This window comes from Allobosea sp. NPDC055353 (assembly GCF_053644975.1).
The window spans coordinates 83,398-97,688 of record NZ_JBSHMC010000001.1 but is presented as its reverse complement, the minus strand read 5'-3'; the positions used below and the strand labels follow the sequence as shown (position 1 = coordinate 97,688).

Sequence of the window (14,291 nt, the reverse complement as noted above, 5' to 3'; positions counted from 1 at the left end):
CCATGCCCCTGCTCGAAATCGAAAACCTCAGCGTCGAATTCCCGACCTCCCAGGGAACGTTGCGCGCCGTCGATCGCATCGACCTCACCCTCGAGGAGGGCGAGGTGCTTGGCGTCGTCGGCGAATCCGGCTCCGGCAAGAGCGTGACCATGCTCGCGCTGATGGGCCTCGTCGGCTATCCAGGCCGGGTTCGCGCCGACAAGCTGCGCTTCGACGGCCGCGACCTCCTGACCATGTCCGCGCGCGAGCGCCGCCAGCTCACCGGCAAGGACGTGGCGATGATCTTCCAGGAGCCGAGCACCAGCCTGAACCCGTGCTTCACCATCGGCTTCCAGCTTGCCGAGACTCTCAGGAAGCACGAGGGCATGGATAGCAAGGCGGCGAAGCGCCGCTCGATCGAATTGCTCGAGCAGGTCGGCATCCCCGCGCCGGAAAGCCGCCTCAAGGCTTATCCCCACCAGATGTCCGGCGGCATGAACCAGCGCGTGATGATCGCGATGGCGATCGCCTGCAATCCGCGCCTGCTGATCGCCGACGAGCCGACGACCGCGCTCGACGTCACCATCCAGGCGCAGATCCTCGACCTGCTGATGTCGCTGCAGCGCGAGCGCAACATGGCGCTGGTCCTCATCACCCACAATATGGGCGTCGTCGCCGAGACCGCGCAGCGCATCATGGTGATGTATGCCGGGCAGATCATGGAGGAGCGCAAGGTCGACGCGCTCTTCGCCAACCCGCAGCATCCCTATTCCGCAGCTCTGCTCGCAGCCCTGCCGGAGCGCAGCGAGCATGCCACCCGGCTCGCCACCATCCCCGGCATGGTGCCCGGCCTGAACGACCGGCCGAAGGGCTGCCTGTTCTCGCCGCGCTGCGCCTACGCGACCGAGCACTCGCGCAATATCCAACCGGAATTGCGGGATTGGGCGGACGGACGCGTGCGCTGCCACTATCCGCTCGGCGATCCCCAGCGCGATGCCGATCGTGCCCGCGACGAAGCCGGCCAGGCGACGGAGGCCGTGCGATGAGCAATCCCGTCATCGAAGCGCGCGAGCTGACGCAGATCTATCCGGTCAAGCAGGGGCTCTTTCGCGCCCCGGCACAGTTGCAGGCGGTGAACAAGGTCTCCTTCGCGGTCGAGGCCGGGCGCACGCTCGCCGTCGTCGGCGAATCCGGCTGCGGAAAGTCGACGCTGGCGCGCATGGCGACGCTGATCGAGGCGCCGACCTCCGGCGCGCTGACGCTGGACGGGGTCGATGCCGTCTCGCCGCCGGCCAGCGAGCGCCGGCGCCTGCGCCGCACCGTGCAGTTCGTCTTCCAGAACCCCTATGGCTCGCTCAATCCGCGCAAGAAGGTCGGGACGATCCTGGAGGAGCCGCTCAAGATCAACACCGACCTCTCCGCGGCCGAGCGCACCGAGAAGGCGCGCGCGATGATGGCCAAGGTGGGCCTGCGGCCCGAGCACTATGCCCGCTATCCGCATATGTTCTCGGGCGGCCAGCGTCAGCGCATCGCGATCGCCCGCGCGCTGATCCTGTCGCCCAAGGTCGTGGTGGCCGATGAGCCGGTCTCGGCCTTGGACATCTCGATCCAGGCGCAGGTGCTGAACCTGCTGGCCGACCTGCAGGACGAGCTGAAGCTCGCCTATCTCTTCATCTCGCACGATCTCAGCGTCGTCCGCCACATCGCCCATGACGTGATGGTGATGTATCTCGGCAATGCCATCGAGCACGGGCAGAAGGAGCGCATCTACGCCCGGCCACTGCATCCCTATACGCAGGCGCTGCTCGCCTCGACGCCGCGCGTCGATGCCGGCAAGCGCGAGCGCATCATCCTGCGCGGCGAACTTCCCTCCCCGCTCAACCCGCCGAAGGGCTGCGTGTTCTCGACCCGCTGCCCGCATGTCACCGAACGCTGCCGTGCCGAGCGCCCGGAGAAGCGCGAGGTCGATGGCCGGCAGGTCGCCTGTCACTATGCCGAGGATTTCCTCGCCAAGGCGGCGTGATCGAGGGCGGAGGTTTCGAGCGGCCCGCCCGACGTCGGATGGCTAGCCGCCGATCTCGCGCCGGACAGCGATGGCGATGTCCGGCCGGTCGGTCGTGAAAGCGCTGACGCCGTCCGAAAAGGCCTTGCGGATCGCCGGCTCGTCATGGGCACCGTAATAGCCCAGCGTCACGGCCTCGCCGCGGCAGGCCTCGCCATCGCCATCCTGTGCCTGGGCGATGCGGATGGCGATCTCTCGCACACCGGCCGCGCGCGCCTCGCGGGATAGCTTGCTCAGGTCCCGCGTGGGTGGTGCCAGCAGCTTGTCGGCGACGAGCCAGATCGTCGGCGTGGCCGGCGCGAGGCGCAGGAGCTCCGCAAGCGTCGGCAGGTCGAAGGAGGTGAAGGTCGTCCTGTCGAGCAGGCGCCGCTCCCTCAGCCGCGCCACGACCTGCGCCTCGACCCCGGCGTAACGCTCGCCGCCCTGGCGGGTCTTCAATTCGATGCGCAGCCTGATGCCGCTCGGCTCGAGGATATCGAGGATCTCATCGAAGCTCGGGATGGTTTCGCCATCCGTGCCGATCAGCTCCACGGCCTGAAGCTGGGCCCAGTCCATCTCGCCGACTGCGCCTACCCCTGACGCGGTCCGACCGAGCAGGGGATCGTGATGGACGACAAGAACGCCGTCGCGGCTGCGATGGATGTCGAACTCGATGAAATCCACCGGGAGAACCGCGGAATTGCGGAAAGCGAGGCGGCTGTTCTCGGGCCAGATTTTGGCCCCGCCGCGATGTGAGGCGATGTCCGTCATATCCCTGTCACCGTCCGGGGAGATGTCTGCTTATGCAACATAAATTGCCGATGATCGAGTCTGCAATTTAACTTGCATATCGCTGCAAGGCTCCGTTACGCTGCCTTCATGGGAGACACGATGAACCTGACGGAGATCATCGCGGCGCGCCGGGACGAGCTGACCGAGTCAGACCGGCGACTGGTCGAGGTCCTCCTGGCCAACCGCACGGCAGGCAGCTTCCTGCCGTCGCACAAGGTTGCCGAACAGGCCGGCGTGCACGCCTCGACAGCCGGCCGCCTCGCCCGCAAGCTCGGCTTCGCCTCCTATCGCGAGATGCGCGGCGCGCTGCAGGACACGGTCGTGGCCGATCTCGACGCATCGGTGCGCGTGCAGCGCCGGCTCGACCGGGTTCGCGGCGATTCCCTGCTGGGCTCGGTCGTCGAAGGCGAAATCCGCGCGCTCGGTAACCTAGTCAACCAGATCACGGATGCGGAAATCGTCGCCACCGCCGCGATGATCCGGCAGGCCGGGCGCATCCTTGTCGTGGGCGAGGGTCATGCCAGCAGTCTCGCCGATATGTTCGTTCGGCGCCTCGTCAGATCCGGATACCGCGCTGCGGTCGTCGCCCATGCCGACTGGCAGGCGGCCGACCAATTGCTCGGCCTCGCCGCCGGCGACGTCGTCGTCGCCATGATCTTCCGCCACGAAAGTCCGACGGTGGCACGGCTGGTGTCCTGCGCCCGCGAGATCGGCGCCGCCACGCTGCTGATCACCGACCGGCGCACCGGCGTCCCCGCCTGCGACAGGCAACTCGTCGCCGCCCGCGGCGAACAGGGCGAGTTCCATTCGCTGACCGTGCCGATGGCGATCTGCAACACGCTGATCCTGGAATTGTCACGCACTGACCATGGCCGCTCGCTGAAGACGCTCGCGAAGGTCGAAACGCTGCAACGCCTGTTTCGCGGCAAGCCTGGATAAGGCTGCCGCATCGACGAACGACGGAACACCAAACGATTCCTGTCCGATGGGAGGATGCCATGACGAACTCAACCACACGCAAAGCGCCATTCGGGGTCATGCTCGGCGCAGGCCTCGCGATCGCCGCCTGCTCCGGCGCCATCGCGCAGGAGCGGCCCGCCCTGACGGTGGCGGTGAACGAGCTCGCCCGCTCGCTCGACCCCGGCGAGCACACCGGCAATGTCGATACCCGCATCTACTACTCGATCTTCGACACGCTGATCCGGCGCGACTTTGCCAAGCCGAAGGCCGATGGCGGCGCCAATCTCGTGCCCGGCCTGGCCGAGAGCTGGTCCTGGACGACGCCGACCACCTTCGACCTGAAGCTGCGCCGCGGCGTCGTCTGCCATGACGGCAGCCCGTTCGACGCCAACGACGTGCTGGCGACCTTCTCACCCGACCGGCTCTGGGGGCCCAAGGCCTATTATCCGGAAGGCCGCGTCTATTTCGGCAATTTCACCAATGTCGAGAAGCTCGACGACTTCACCGTCCGGATCACGGTGGCCCAACATGACCCGATCATGGAGCATCGCCTGTCGAGCTACATGTCCTTCGCGATCTGCGATGAGCCGTGGAACGCCTTCCGCAAGGAGGGCGTCGATTCCAAGGTCTGGATGGACCAGGCGGCCAAGGCCCTGCGCTGGAAGCCTGTCGGCACCGGCCCCTACAGCTTCGTCGACTACCAGAAGAACGACAAGATCACGCTCGCGGCCTTCGACCGCTATTTCGGCGGCCAGCCCGCGGCCAAGTCCATCACCTTCCGCTCGGTTCCCGAGGTCGCGGCCCGCGTCGCCGGCCTCGTCGCGGGTGATTTCGACATCGCGGTCGAATTGCCGCCGGACCAGTGGGACGGCTTGAAGCGCTACAAGGACGTCTCGGTGAAGACCGAGCCGCTGGAGAACAGCCATGTCCTCCAGTTCAACACCAGCGACCCCGTGCTCTCCGACAAGAAGCTGCGCCATGCCATGAGCCTGTCGATCGACCGCAAGGCGCTGATCGACGCACTCTGGAAGGGTCAGACCTATACGCCGAACGGCCACCAGCTCCCGAGCTTCGGGCCGATCTATGTCAAGGACAACAAGGGCTACGCCTATGATCCGGCGCTCGCCAAGAAGCTGCTGGCGGAAAGCTCCTACAAGGGTCAGGAGATCTCCTATCGCCTGATCCCGAACTACTACCTCTACAATGTCGAGGCGGCGCAGGTGATCCAGGAGATGTGGCGTGCGGTCGGCATCAATGCCCGCATCGACTTCGTCGACAGCTTCAAGGAGGTGCGCAAGCCGGGCGCGCAGGTCTTCGCCTGGTCGAACACCTATCGCGTGCCCGATCCCTCTGGCGCGATCCTGACGCTCTGGGGCCCCGCGAGCGAGAACCAGAAGACCTGGAAGCTCTATGGCGCGAGCCCGGCCTTCAACGACGCCGCCAAGGAGCTGACCGCCGAGACCGACGAGGCCAAGCGCCGGGCGACCTTCGCCAAGCTGCTCGTTGCCTTCGAAGACGATATGCCGATGACGATGCTCTACAACCCCGTCACCGGCTATGGCGTGAAGAAGGGCATCAACTGGGCGCCCTACAGCCAGTACTACATGGACTTCCGTCCCTCGAACTTCTCGCTGGCCGCGAAGTGACGAGGAGCGAACGCAGGACCGGGACCGACGGGAGCGGCGATGCGCTGCTCTCCGTCGAGGGCCTGACCGTCGGCTTCCGCACCGCCGCGGGCTACGCCGACATCCTGCACGCGGTTTCCTTCACTGTCCGGCCGGGTACGACGACCTGCGTCGTCGGCGAAAGCGGCAGCGGCAAGAGCGTCTCGTGCCAGGCGGTGCTCGGCCTGCTGCCCGCGAACGGGCGCCGGACGGCGGGGCGCATCCTGTTCGAAGGGCGCGACCTCGCTGCCGCCAGCGAGGCCGAGCTGGAAACCATCCGCGGCCGCGGCATCGGCATGGTCTTCCAGGACCCGCTCGGATCGCTCAACCCGCTGCATACGGTGGGCGCGCAACTGCGCGAGACCTTGCGCCTGCACACCGCGCTCTCCGAGCCGCAACGCCAGGCCCGCGCGCTGGAGCTGCTGCGCCTGGTCGGCATCCCCGAGCCCGAGCAGCGCCTCGCGTCTTACGTCCACCAATTCTCCGGCGGCATGGCGCAGCGCGTGATGATCGCGATGGCGCTGGCCTGCGAGCCGCGCCTGCTGATCGCCGACGAGCCGACGACCGCGCTCGACGTCACCATCCAGGCGCAGATCCTCGACCTGCTGAACAGGCTCAAGGCGGAGCTCGGCATGGCGATCCTGTTCGTCACCCATGATCTCGGCGTCGTCGCCGAGATGGCCGACGATGTCGTGGTGATGCGCCATGGCCGCGTCGTCGAAGCCGGCCCGACCGAGCGCCTGCTGAACGCTCCCGAAGCGCCCTATACGCGCGAACTCCTTGCCGCGATGCCGCGTCTCGATGTCGCCGCACCGGTCTATCGCGAACGGGCTGCCTCATGAGCGCCGCAACCGAGCCCCTGCTGCGCGTCTCCGCCTTACGCCGGCATTTCGGCGGCGGCCGCTCCTTGCTGCGGACGCAACGGACCATCCGCGCCGTCGAGGACGTGTCGCTGACCTTGCGGATCGGCGAGACACTCGGGCTCGTCGGCGAATCCGGCTGCGGGAAATCGACGACGGGCCGGATGATCGTCGGGCTCGAACGGCCGAGCGACGGCGAGATCCTCTTCAAGGGCCGCGATCTCACTGGACTGACGCCGAAGGACTGGCAGCGCCAGCGCCGCGACATCCAGATGATCTTCCAGAACCCGCAATCGGCGCTCGATCCGCGATTGAGCATCGGCCGCCAGATCCGTGAGCCGCTCGACCTACACGAGATCGGCGAGCGCAGCGGGCGCGACGCGGAAGTCCTGCGCCTGATGAAGGCCGTGGCATTGACGCCTGAAATGGCCGACCGCTTCCCGCATCAGATCAGCGGCGGGCAGGCGCAGCGCGTCGTGATCGCGCGGGCGCTGGCGATGAAGCCGAGCCTGATCGTCTGCGACGAGCCGGTCTCGGCGCTCGACGTCTCCGTGCAGGCGACGGTGACGGAGCTGCTGCAGGAGCTGCAGGAACGCTTCGACATCGCCTATCTCTTCATCTCGCATGACCTGCGCGTGGTGAAGAAGCTCTCGCACCGCATCGCCGTGATGTATCTCGGCCAGATCGTCGAGGAAGGCGCGACCGACCCGGTCTACCGCGCGCCGATGCATCCCTACACGATGGCTCTGCTCGCCGCGATTCCGGACCTTTCGACCTCCCGCTCAGACAGGCCGGTACGGCTCGCGGGCGATCCGCCCTCGCCGGCCAATCCGCCTTCGGGCTGCCATTTCCACACGCGCTGCCCTTATGCCCGCCCGCGCTGCTCGGCCGAGATGCCGAGCCTGCGCCCGCTTGGCGAGGGTCGCAGCGTCCGCTGTCATTTTGCTGGTGAACTGGGAGTTGCGTCATGACCCGGCCGCTCGTCATTGCCCATCGCGGCCATTCCGCCCGCTATCCCGAGAACACGCAGGAGGCCTATCGCGCTGCGATCGCGTCCGGCGCCGATCTCGTCGAGACCGATGCACGCCTCAGCGCCGATGGCGTCGTCGTCGCCTCGCATGATCCCGACCTCGTTCGCATCGCCGGCAACGATGCCGCGATCGCGGAAACGTCTCATGAGGACCTCAGGGCCATCGCCCGCGCCGGCGGCGTGGAACTCACGACGCTGGCCGAGGCACTGGCCGCGATCTGCCCGCATCGCGAGGCGTTGATCGATATCAAGACCAAGGACCTCGCAATCATCGATGCCGTGCTTGCGGTGATCCGGGAGCTCGGCGTCGCCGCCCGGGTCTGGGTCGGCGCGCGAGAGGCGCTCCAGGTCGCGCATGCCACGTTGACGCTCCCCGGCCTGCGTGTCCTTGCCTTCCTGCCCGACAAGGCCAATCCGGACCACTACGCCGCCGCAGGCGCGAGCGCCTTCCGCATCTGGGAAGGCAATCTAGACGGCCCGGTCGCGGCGCGGCTACTGGGGCGCGTGCCTGTCTGGGTCACATCCGGTGGCAACGGCACCGGACGCATCGTCGGCGATGTCGACGGCGACGGCCTCCTGCGCATCCTCGCGCATGCACCGCAGGCCGTACTGCTCAACGACCCCGACCTGCTGACCGGCCTGCAAAGCCGCAAGGCGTCGTGATGCCGGGCCGGCTCTTCCTGACGAAGCTCGCGCGCGGTCTCCTGACCGTGTGGCTGATCGTGACGCTGACCTTCGTCGCGCTCAATCTCTCCGGCGATCCGATCGAGGCGCTGGTCGGCGACCAGGCTCCTGCCGAGGTCATCGCGCATTACCGCGAAAAATTCGGGCTCGACCGGCCGCTCTGGCAGCAATATGTCTCCTATGTCGCGGGGATCGCGCAGGGCGATTTCGGACTGTCGCTCTCCGACCAGCAGCCCGCGATCGAGCTCATCGCCGCGGCCCTTCCACGCACGCTCAGGCTCGGGCTGACCGCCTTCGTGCTCGGCCTCCTGCTCGGTGTAGGGCTCGGCATCGTCGCTGCACTCAACCGCAACCGGGCGATCGACCGCTTCGTCATGAGCTTCGCGGTGCTCGGCTTCAGCCTGCCGAACTTCTTCCTCGGTATCCTGCTGATCCTGCTGTTCTCGCTGCACTGGCGCCTGCTGCCGAGTTCGGGCGACGCGACCATCTGGCACCTGATCCTGCCGGCGATCACGCTGGGCACGCATTTCGCCGGCACCTTCGCCCGCTTCACGCGCTCGGCCATGCTCGAGGTGCTCAACAAGCAATATGTCGTCGCCGCCCGGGCCAAGGGCGTGCCGCGGCCGCGCCGGGTGCTCTGGCACGCGCTGCCCAATGCCGCGATCCCGATCATCACGATCATCGGCCTCAAGCTCGGCGATCTCGTCGCCGGCTCGATCATCGTCGAGACGGTCTTCGCCGTCCCCGGCGTTGGCCGGCTGCTGGTCAACGCCGTGACCTCGCGCGATTTCGCGCTGGTGCAGGCGATCCTGATCATGACCTCGATCACGATGGTGCTCGCCAATCTCGCCGTCGACGCGGTCTACACGCTGATCGACCCGCGCATGCGCGCCGCCCGCTCGGAGAGCTGAGATGGCGTTTTCGACCCTGTTCCGCCGGAAGGACGATGCGCCGGTGCGCGCCGAGGCGCGCTATCCCGCGCTCGTGGTCGTGGCCCTTATCCTGCTCGGCCTGATCCTCGTGATCTTCCTCTTCGCCGACTGGCTCGCGCCTTACGACTACCGCACGCAGTCGCTCTTGAAGCGCCTGAAGCCGCCGAGTTTTCTGGGCGGCATGCCCGATCATCTGCTGGGGACCGACGAGCTCGGGCGCGACGTCCTGAGCCGCCTGATCTACGCGATCCGTTTCAGCGTGCTCGTCGCGCTCGGCGGCACGCTGATCGGCGCCTTCATCGGCACCACGCTCGGCTTCATCGCCGCCCATTTCCGCGGGCTCACCGAGGAAGCGATCATGATGCTGGCCGATGTGCAGGCATCGCTGCCCTTCATGATGATCGCGCTCGCGCTGATCGCCCTGTTCGGCGGCGGCTTCTTCCTGTTCGTCGCGATCATGGGCTTCTATGGCTGGGAGGTGTTCGCGCGCCTGACGCGCGGCGTCGTCATCGCCGCCAATACGCAAGGCTATGCGACGGCGGTGACCGCGCTCGGCGCGCCGGCCCGCCATGTCTATCTCCGGCATGTCCTGCCGAACATCCTGAGCGTGCTGATCGTCCAGTTCACGCTGAACTTCCCGCAGGTGATCCTGCTGGAGACCTCGCTCTCCTTCCTCGGGCTCGGCATCCGCCCGCCCCTGACCAGCCTCGGCCAGATGCTCGGCGCCGGCCGTGCCTATCTGACCAGCGCCTGGTGGATCGCGCTCCTGCCGGGCCTGGCGATCTTCCTCACGACGATGTCGATCTCGATCGTCGGCGACTGGATCCGGGACCGGCTCGATCCGACCCTGCAATCGCGCTGATCCGCTTCACGAGGGCAGATCGGCCCGGCCGAGGACACGCCTGGCCGCTGTCCGCAGCGCACGCTGGTCGGCATAGCCGACCGCCCTGGCAATCTGGTGGGGCGGCGCGCCATCGCTCGCCATCATCATGGCCCGGAGCACGCGCAGGCGGGACCTCCAGTCACCAAAGCTCAGACCGGTCTCCGCCCGGAAGCCGCGTGTCAATGTCCGCCGGCTTGCTCCCGCGCGCTGCGCCCAGCCATCGATGTCGAGGCCAGAACCGGGGTCCTTCAGCAAGGCATCGCAGATGCGCCGCAGGCGCACGTCCCGCGGCAAGGGCAGAGTCAGCGCGATCTCGGGGGCCCGCGCGATCTCGTCGAGGATCAGCGCGGCGAGATGGCCGCCACGCCCGGCCTCGTCATAGAGCAAAGGCTCGGCCGAGAGCGCCTCCAGCGCCGAAGCCAGCAAGGCCGAAACCTCCAGCACGCGACATCCCGCCGGCAGGACGCCCACCGCCTCGGGCGCGATATAGGCCGAGCACATCGAGACCGCGCCATGCATCCTGACCTCGTGCGAGAGGCCTGGCGGAATCCAGAGCGCATGCCGGGCCGGCAGCACCCAGGTGCCGTCCTCCGCCCGCACCAATGTCAAGCCGGCGGTGGCATAGAGCAGTTGCGCGCGCGGATGACTGTGCCAGCCCGTGCTGGCGCCGGCCTCGTAGCTCTTCGGCATGACGGCAACGGCGCGCGGCACCGTCTGGTAGGCCTCGCTCTCATTGCGCATCACATCTCCTGTTTGGCCCGATCCTGCCGAATAACGGCCCGACAGGCTTAACGGGTCAAGCTAAATTGACGCGTTATTATCGAGAGACCGCCATGAGCCCCGAAACGCTGTCGAAGCGCACACTTCTCTTCGTCAATGCCGCTCATGCGCTCGATCACTTCGTGCTGCTGATCTATCCGACGGCGGTGATCGCCATCGCGGCGCAGACGAACCTCAGCTATGCCGAGCTGATCGGCCTCGCCACCGGAGCCTTCGTCGCCTTCGGCCTGTGCTCGCTGCCGATGGGCTGGCTCTCGGACCGGTTCGGCCGGCGCAACATGCTCGCCGTGTTCTTCATCGGCTACGGCTTGTCCTGCCTCGGCGTCGCCAGCGCGGACCGGCCCGCCGCCTTCGCCGGCTGGCTGCTCGTGCTCGGCGTCGCCTCGGCGATCTATCACCCGGTCGGCTCGACCATGCTGGTCACCCATGCCCGCCAGCTCGGCCGCGATCTCGGCGTCAACGCCGTCTGGGGCAATCTCGGCGCAGCTTCGGCCGCGGGTGTCACCGCGCTGATCGCCGCGAATTTCGGCTGGCGCTTCGCCTTCGTCCTCCCGGGCCTCGTCTGCCTCGTTCTGGGCGCCGCCTTCGTCGCGCTCGTGCCCGGCGACGGAAGCCCATCCGCCAACCGCTCCGGCAAGGCCGAGCTGATCCCGGTCAATCGGCCGAAGGCTCTGCTCGCCATCTTCGCCGTGGCTGTCATCGCTGGCGGCATGACCTTCAACATCACCACGATCGCGCTGCCAAAGGTCATCGACGAGCGCCTCGGCCTCGACCTGCCGCTGGCGCTGATCGGCTCGCTGGCGACGCTGGTCTTCGTCTTCGGCGCCGCGACGCAATGGCTGATGGGCCGGCTGGTCGACCGCTACACGCTGCCGGCCCTGTTCGTCGGGCTCGCGCTGTTCCAGCCGCTCGGCCTCGCGCTCGCGGCGACGACCTCGGGTGTGCCGCTGCTCATCGGCCTCGTCATGACCATGGCCGCTATCTATGGGCAGGTCGTCGTCAACGACGCGATGGTCGCCCGCTACGTGCCGGCGCAGCATCGCGCCAAAGCGTTCAGCGTGCGCTATTTCCTCGGCTTCACCGTCAGCGGCTTCGTGGTCCCGATGCTGGCGCTGCTGCATGCGCAAGGCGGGTTCGGGCTGGTGCTGGCCGGTGCCACCGTCTTCGGGCTGATCGTCTGGTGCGCCTCGCTTGCGTTCTTCTTCCTGGCGCAGACAGCGCCGGCGGCGAGCACCGTTACGGCCGAGCAATAGGCTTCCGGCAGCGCAAGCTGCCGGCCCATCATTCAATCAGGATCAAGGCATAGCCCCGCCATGCATGGCGGGGCTCAACCATGCCTGATCATGCGTTTCTGACATCTCACAAAATTATTGTCAGATTTCAGAAACTGGGCCAGCATGACTCATGCTCGATCAATCGCCCTTCTCGTTTCCCAAGCCGCCTGCGGCGGAAAGCGACATCGCCTTCGCGAGCCGGCGCCTACGCCAGGCGCTTGTCCGCTGCGAGCTCATTCCAGGCACCTACGCCCACGAGGGCGATCTCGCCCAGCGTTTCGGGCTCGGTCGCGCGGCCGTCCGCGTCGCCCTGACCGAACTCGCGACGACCGGCTTCGTCGCCCGGCATGCACGGCAGGGCTGGTGCGTCGCGGCGGTCGATGGCGCTCTTGCCCGCGCGATTGTCGAGGCAAGGTTGCGGATCGAGCCGGCACTGGTCGAAAAGCCGCTCGATGAACGCAGCATTGCCCTGCTCGGCAGCCTGAGAGGCGCGATCGACGCCGTTCTGGGGCGGGACGATCCTTCAGCTCGCACCATGGCACAGCAATTGTGCCGGCAGGCGCTCGACCTGCTGGCGCAGCGGACCAGCGGCTTCATCGAAAGCTGGCTGCGCGATCTCTGGGATCACACCGAACGTCTGATCCGCTCCCTCGAACTCGCCGGAGCGGCGCCCCCTGCGGTCGATCCGCGCCCGCTACTCGATGCGCTCCTGCGCGGGGATCGTGACGCCGCGCTGCTCGCGCTTCAGGAAGAGCAGAAGCGCTTCACCGATGCGGTCGCGCATGGCTTTCTCGCGACCGCCCGCCTGCTCCCGCACGACCAGCCCGTTTCCGTGCGCAGCCGCCGGCCGCGCCGAAGCTCGAACGACCGCAAGCCGTCCCCCGCCGTATCCGAGGAGAAATCGCGATGAGCCGTGTTTCGAAAGCCGCAGCCGCCTTCCTCGTCGCCACCACGCTCGGCCTCGCGGCCGGGCCGGCGCTGGCCGCCAAGGACCGTTTCGTCGTCGACCTCGTCAACGAGCCGTCCTCGCTCGACCCGCAGGTGCAGTGGAACCCGGACAGCTACTATGTCTACCGCAACATCTTCGACAATCTCGTCACCCGCGACGACAAGGGCGCGATCATCCCGCAGGTCGCGACTGCCTGGAAGCAGATCTCGGACACCGAGATCGAGTTCGACCTGCGCAGCGACATCGCCTTCCATGACGGCTCGAAGCTGACCGCCGACGACGTCGTCTTCAGCGTCAAGCGCATCACCGATCCGAAATTCGCCAGCCCCCAGCTCGGCCAGTTCGACAAGATCACCGATGCGGTCGCGCTCTCGCCGACCAAGGTGAAACTCGTCACCGCCGGCCCCTATCCGGCGCTGCTGGCCCAGCTCGTGAAGCTCTCGATCGTGCCCAAGGCGGTCGTCGAGGCCGTCGGCAAGGACGCTTTCAACCTCAAGCCCGTCGGCAGCGGCCCGTACAAGTTTGAATCCTGGCAGCGCGGCGTGAATGTCCAGCTCACGCGCAACGACGCCTATTGGGGCACCAAGGCGCCGTTCCCGACGGTGACCTTCCGGGCGGTGCCGGACGCGGCGACCCGCCTCGCCAACCTGCAGGCGGGTTCGAGCGACCTCGTCGTCACGCTCGATGCCGACCAGGCCGCCCAGCTCAAGTCCGCGCCCAAGGCCCAGGCCCTGATCGGCCTGACCGAGCGTGTCGCCTATGTCCGGCTCAACACCACCAAGCCGCCCTTCGACAATCCCAAGCTCCGGCTGGCGGCGGCCTATGCGCTCGACAAGCAGGCGATGATCGACGGCCTGCTGGGCGGCCATGACAAGCCGGTGCCGGAACTGCTGACGCCGGCGATTTTCGGCTGGGTCGACGGCATCAAGGCGCCGGAACACGACCTCGCCAAGGCCAAGGCCTTGATCGCCGAAGCGGGACCGGCCGCGAAGGCCGAGATCGACCTCGCCACCGCGCCGGTCTTCGACCAACGCATCGTCCAGGCGATCCAGCAGATGCTGACCGAAGCCGGCTTCAACGTGAAGATCGCGATGTCGGACATGGCGACCTATCTCAAGCGCGCCCAGGCCGGACCGGAAGCAACCTCGATGCTCAGCTTCGGCCGCTGGTCCTGCGCCTGCCAGGATGCCGATGGCGTGCTCTTCCCGCTGCTGCACAAGAGCAGCGGCTGGTCGGCCTATCGCAACCCGAAGATGGACGCCCTGCTGGAAGAGGCCCGCGCCACGCTCGACACCAGCAAGCGCCTTGCGGCCTACAAGCAGGTCCATGAGATCGTCGCCGCCGACGTGCCGGTCGTGCCGCTCTACCAGGCGGTGGTGATCTACGGCGCGGCCAAGAACCTGACCTTCCAGCCGACGCCGAACGAAAGCATGTTCATCAACCGGATGAGCTGGAAGGACTGA

Annotated in this window: 14 protein-coding genes; 12 read left to right on the top strand and 2 right to left on the bottom strand. The window is 67.2% G+C overall.

Features of this window, described 5'->3' with window-relative positions; genetic code table 11:
- Nucleotides 1–2: 2 nt before the first annotated feature.
- The gene (locus ACWIEX_RS00410) at nucleotides 3–1,025 is read left to right on the top strand and encodes an ABC transporter ATP-binding protein (protein WP_454031190.1); all 1,023 of its coding nucleotides are present in this window, start codon (nucleotides 3–5) and stop codon (nucleotides 1,023–1,025) included.
- Entirely contained in the window at nucleotides 1,022–2,002 is a 981-nt protein-coding gene (locus ACWIEX_RS00405; protein WP_454031189.1) for a peptide ABC transporter ATP-binding protein, read from the top strand. The genes ACWIEX_RS00410 and ACWIEX_RS00405 overlap by 4 nt, the downstream gene beginning before the upstream one ends.
- A gap of 42 nt (nucleotides 2,003–2,044) precedes the next feature.
- Here ACWIEX_RS00405 and ACWIEX_RS00400 read toward each other — a convergent pair whose 3' ends face one another.
- Nucleotides 2,045–2,791, bottom strand: a complete 747-nt coding sequence (locus tag ACWIEX_RS00400; protein WP_454031188.1) for a glycerophosphodiester phosphodiesterase family protein — start codon at nucleotides 2,789–2,791, stop codon at nucleotides 2,045–2,047.
- A 120-nt stretch (nucleotides 2,792–2,911) separates the two neighbouring features.
- On the opposite strand from ACWIEX_RS00400, the gene ACWIEX_RS00395 reads away from it, so the two are divergent.
- The 7 genes from ACWIEX_RS00395 to ACWIEX_RS00365 are packed head-to-tail and all read left to right on the top strand — an operon-like array spanning nucleotide 2,912 to nucleotide 9,804.
- Entirely contained in the window at nucleotides 2,912–3,751 is an 840-nt protein-coding gene (locus ACWIEX_RS00395) for a MurR/RpiR family transcriptional regulator (protein ID WP_454031187.1), read from the top strand.
- Between the two features lie 59 nt (nucleotides 3,752–3,810).
- Entirely contained in the window at nucleotides 3,811–5,418 is a 1,608-nt protein-coding gene (locus ACWIEX_RS00390) for an ABC transporter substrate-binding protein (protein WP_454031186.1), read from the top strand.
- Entirely contained in the window at nucleotides 5,415–6,278 is an 864-nt protein-coding gene (locus ACWIEX_RS00385; RefSeq protein ID WP_454031185.1) for an ATP-binding cassette domain-containing protein, read from the top strand. The genes ACWIEX_RS00390 and ACWIEX_RS00385 overlap by 4 nt, the downstream gene beginning before the upstream one ends.
- Nucleotides 6,275–7,267, top strand: coding sequence for an ABC transporter ATP-binding protein (locus tag ACWIEX_RS00380; RefSeq protein ID WP_454031184.1), 993 nt, complete (start codon nucleotides 6,275–6,277; stop codon nucleotides 7,265–7,267). Before ACWIEX_RS00385 ends, ACWIEX_RS00380 begins: the two co-directional genes overlap by 4 nt.
- On the top strand, nucleotides 7,264–7,989 hold the full coding sequence (locus ACWIEX_RS00375; RefSeq protein ID WP_454031183.1) for a glycerophosphodiester phosphodiesterase: 726 nt from the start codon (nucleotides 7,264–7,266) through the stop codon (nucleotides 7,987–7,989). The genes ACWIEX_RS00380 and ACWIEX_RS00375 overlap by 4 nt, the downstream gene beginning before the upstream one ends.
- Nucleotides 7,989–8,921, top strand: coding sequence for an ABC transporter permease (locus tag ACWIEX_RS00370; RefSeq protein WP_454031182.1), 933 nt, complete (start codon nucleotides 7,989–7,991; stop codon nucleotides 8,919–8,921). Before ACWIEX_RS00375 ends, ACWIEX_RS00370 begins: the two co-directional genes overlap by 1 nt.
- A gap of 1 nt (nucleotide 8,922) precedes the next feature.
- Nucleotides 8,923–9,804, top strand: a complete 882-nt coding sequence (locus ACWIEX_RS00365; protein WP_454031181.1) for an ABC transporter permease — start codon at nucleotides 8,923–8,925, stop codon at nucleotides 9,802–9,804.
- Between the two features lie 6 nt (nucleotides 9,805–9,810).
- On the opposite strand, the gene ACWIEX_RS00360 is transcribed toward ACWIEX_RS00365, so the two are convergent.
- Entirely contained in the window at nucleotides 9,811–10,566 is a 756-nt protein-coding gene (locus ACWIEX_RS00360; protein WP_454031180.1) for an AraC family transcriptional regulator, read from the bottom strand.
- Between the two features lie 92 nt (nucleotides 10,567–10,658).
- On the opposite strand from ACWIEX_RS00360, the gene ACWIEX_RS00355 reads away from it, so the two are divergent.
- From ACWIEX_RS00355 to ACWIEX_RS00345, 3 genes are all read left to right on the top strand, one after another.
- The gene (locus ACWIEX_RS00355; protein ID WP_454031179.1) at nucleotides 10,659–11,858 is read left to right on the top strand and encodes an MFS transporter; all 1,200 of its coding nucleotides are present in this window, start codon (nucleotides 10,659–10,661) and stop codon (nucleotides 11,856–11,858) included.
- Nucleotides 11,859–12,009: 151 nt separating this feature from the next.
- Nucleotides 12,010–12,789, top strand: coding sequence for a GntR family transcriptional regulator (locus tag ACWIEX_RS00350; RefSeq protein WP_454031178.1), 780 nt, complete (start codon nucleotides 12,010–12,012; stop codon nucleotides 12,787–12,789).
- On the top strand, nucleotides 12,786–14,291 hold the full coding sequence (locus ACWIEX_RS00345) for an ABC transporter substrate-binding protein (RefSeq protein ID WP_454031177.1): 1,506 nt from the start codon (nucleotides 12,786–12,788) through the stop codon (nucleotides 14,289–14,291). Before ACWIEX_RS00350 ends, ACWIEX_RS00345 begins: the two co-directional genes overlap by 4 nt.

Excerpts from the sequence above, each read along its gene's own strand:
- ACWIEX_RS00410 (WP_454031190.1), top strand. The coding sequence starts at position 3 with ATGCCCCTGCTCGAAATCGAAAACCTCAGCGTCGAATTCCCGACCTCC.
- ACWIEX_RS00405 (WP_454031189.1), top strand. The coding sequence starts at position 1,022 with ATGAGCAATCCCGTCATCGAAGCGCGCGAGCTGACGCAGATCTATCCG.
- ACWIEX_RS00400 (WP_454031188.1), bottom strand. The coding sequence starts at position 2,791 with ATGACGGACATCGCCTCACATCGCGGCGGGGCCAAAATCTGGCCCGAG.
- ACWIEX_RS00395 (WP_454031187.1), top strand. The coding sequence starts at position 2,912 with ATGAACCTGACGGAGATCATCGCGGCGCGCCGGGACGAGCTGACCGAG.
- ACWIEX_RS00390 (WP_454031186.1), top strand. The coding sequence starts at position 3,811 with ATGACGAACTCAACCACACGCAAAGCGCCATTCGGGGTCATGCTCGGC.
- ACWIEX_RS00380 (WP_454031184.1), top strand. The coding sequence starts at position 6,275 with ATGAGCGCCGCAACCGAGCCCCTGCTGCGCGTCTCCGCCTTACGCCGG.
- ACWIEX_RS00375 (WP_454031183.1), top strand. The coding sequence starts at position 7,264 with ATGACCCGGCCGCTCGTCATTGCCCATCGCGGCCATTCCGCCCGCTAT.
- ACWIEX_RS00370 (WP_454031182.1), top strand. The coding sequence starts at position 7,989 with ATGCCGGGCCGGCTCTTCCTGACGAAGCTCGCGCGCGGTCTCCTGACC.
- ACWIEX_RS00365 (WP_454031181.1), top strand. The coding sequence starts at position 8,923 with ATGGCGTTTTCGACCCTGTTCCGCCGGAAGGACGATGCGCCGGTGCGC.
- ACWIEX_RS00360 (WP_454031180.1), bottom strand. The coding sequence starts at position 10,566 with ATGCGCAATGAGAGCGAGGCCTACCAGACGGTGCCGCGCGCCGTTGCC.
- ACWIEX_RS00355 (WP_454031179.1), top strand. The coding sequence starts at position 10,659 with ATGAGCCCCGAAACGCTGTCGAAGCGCACACTTCTCTTCGTCAATGCC.
- ACWIEX_RS00350 (WP_454031178.1), top strand. The coding sequence starts at position 12,010 with ATGCTCGATCAATCGCCCTTCTCGTTTCCCAAGCCGCCTGCGGCGGAA.
- ACWIEX_RS00345 (WP_454031177.1), top strand. The coding sequence starts at position 12,786 with ATGAGCCGTGTTTCGAAAGCCGCAGCCGCCTTCCTCGTCGCCACCACG.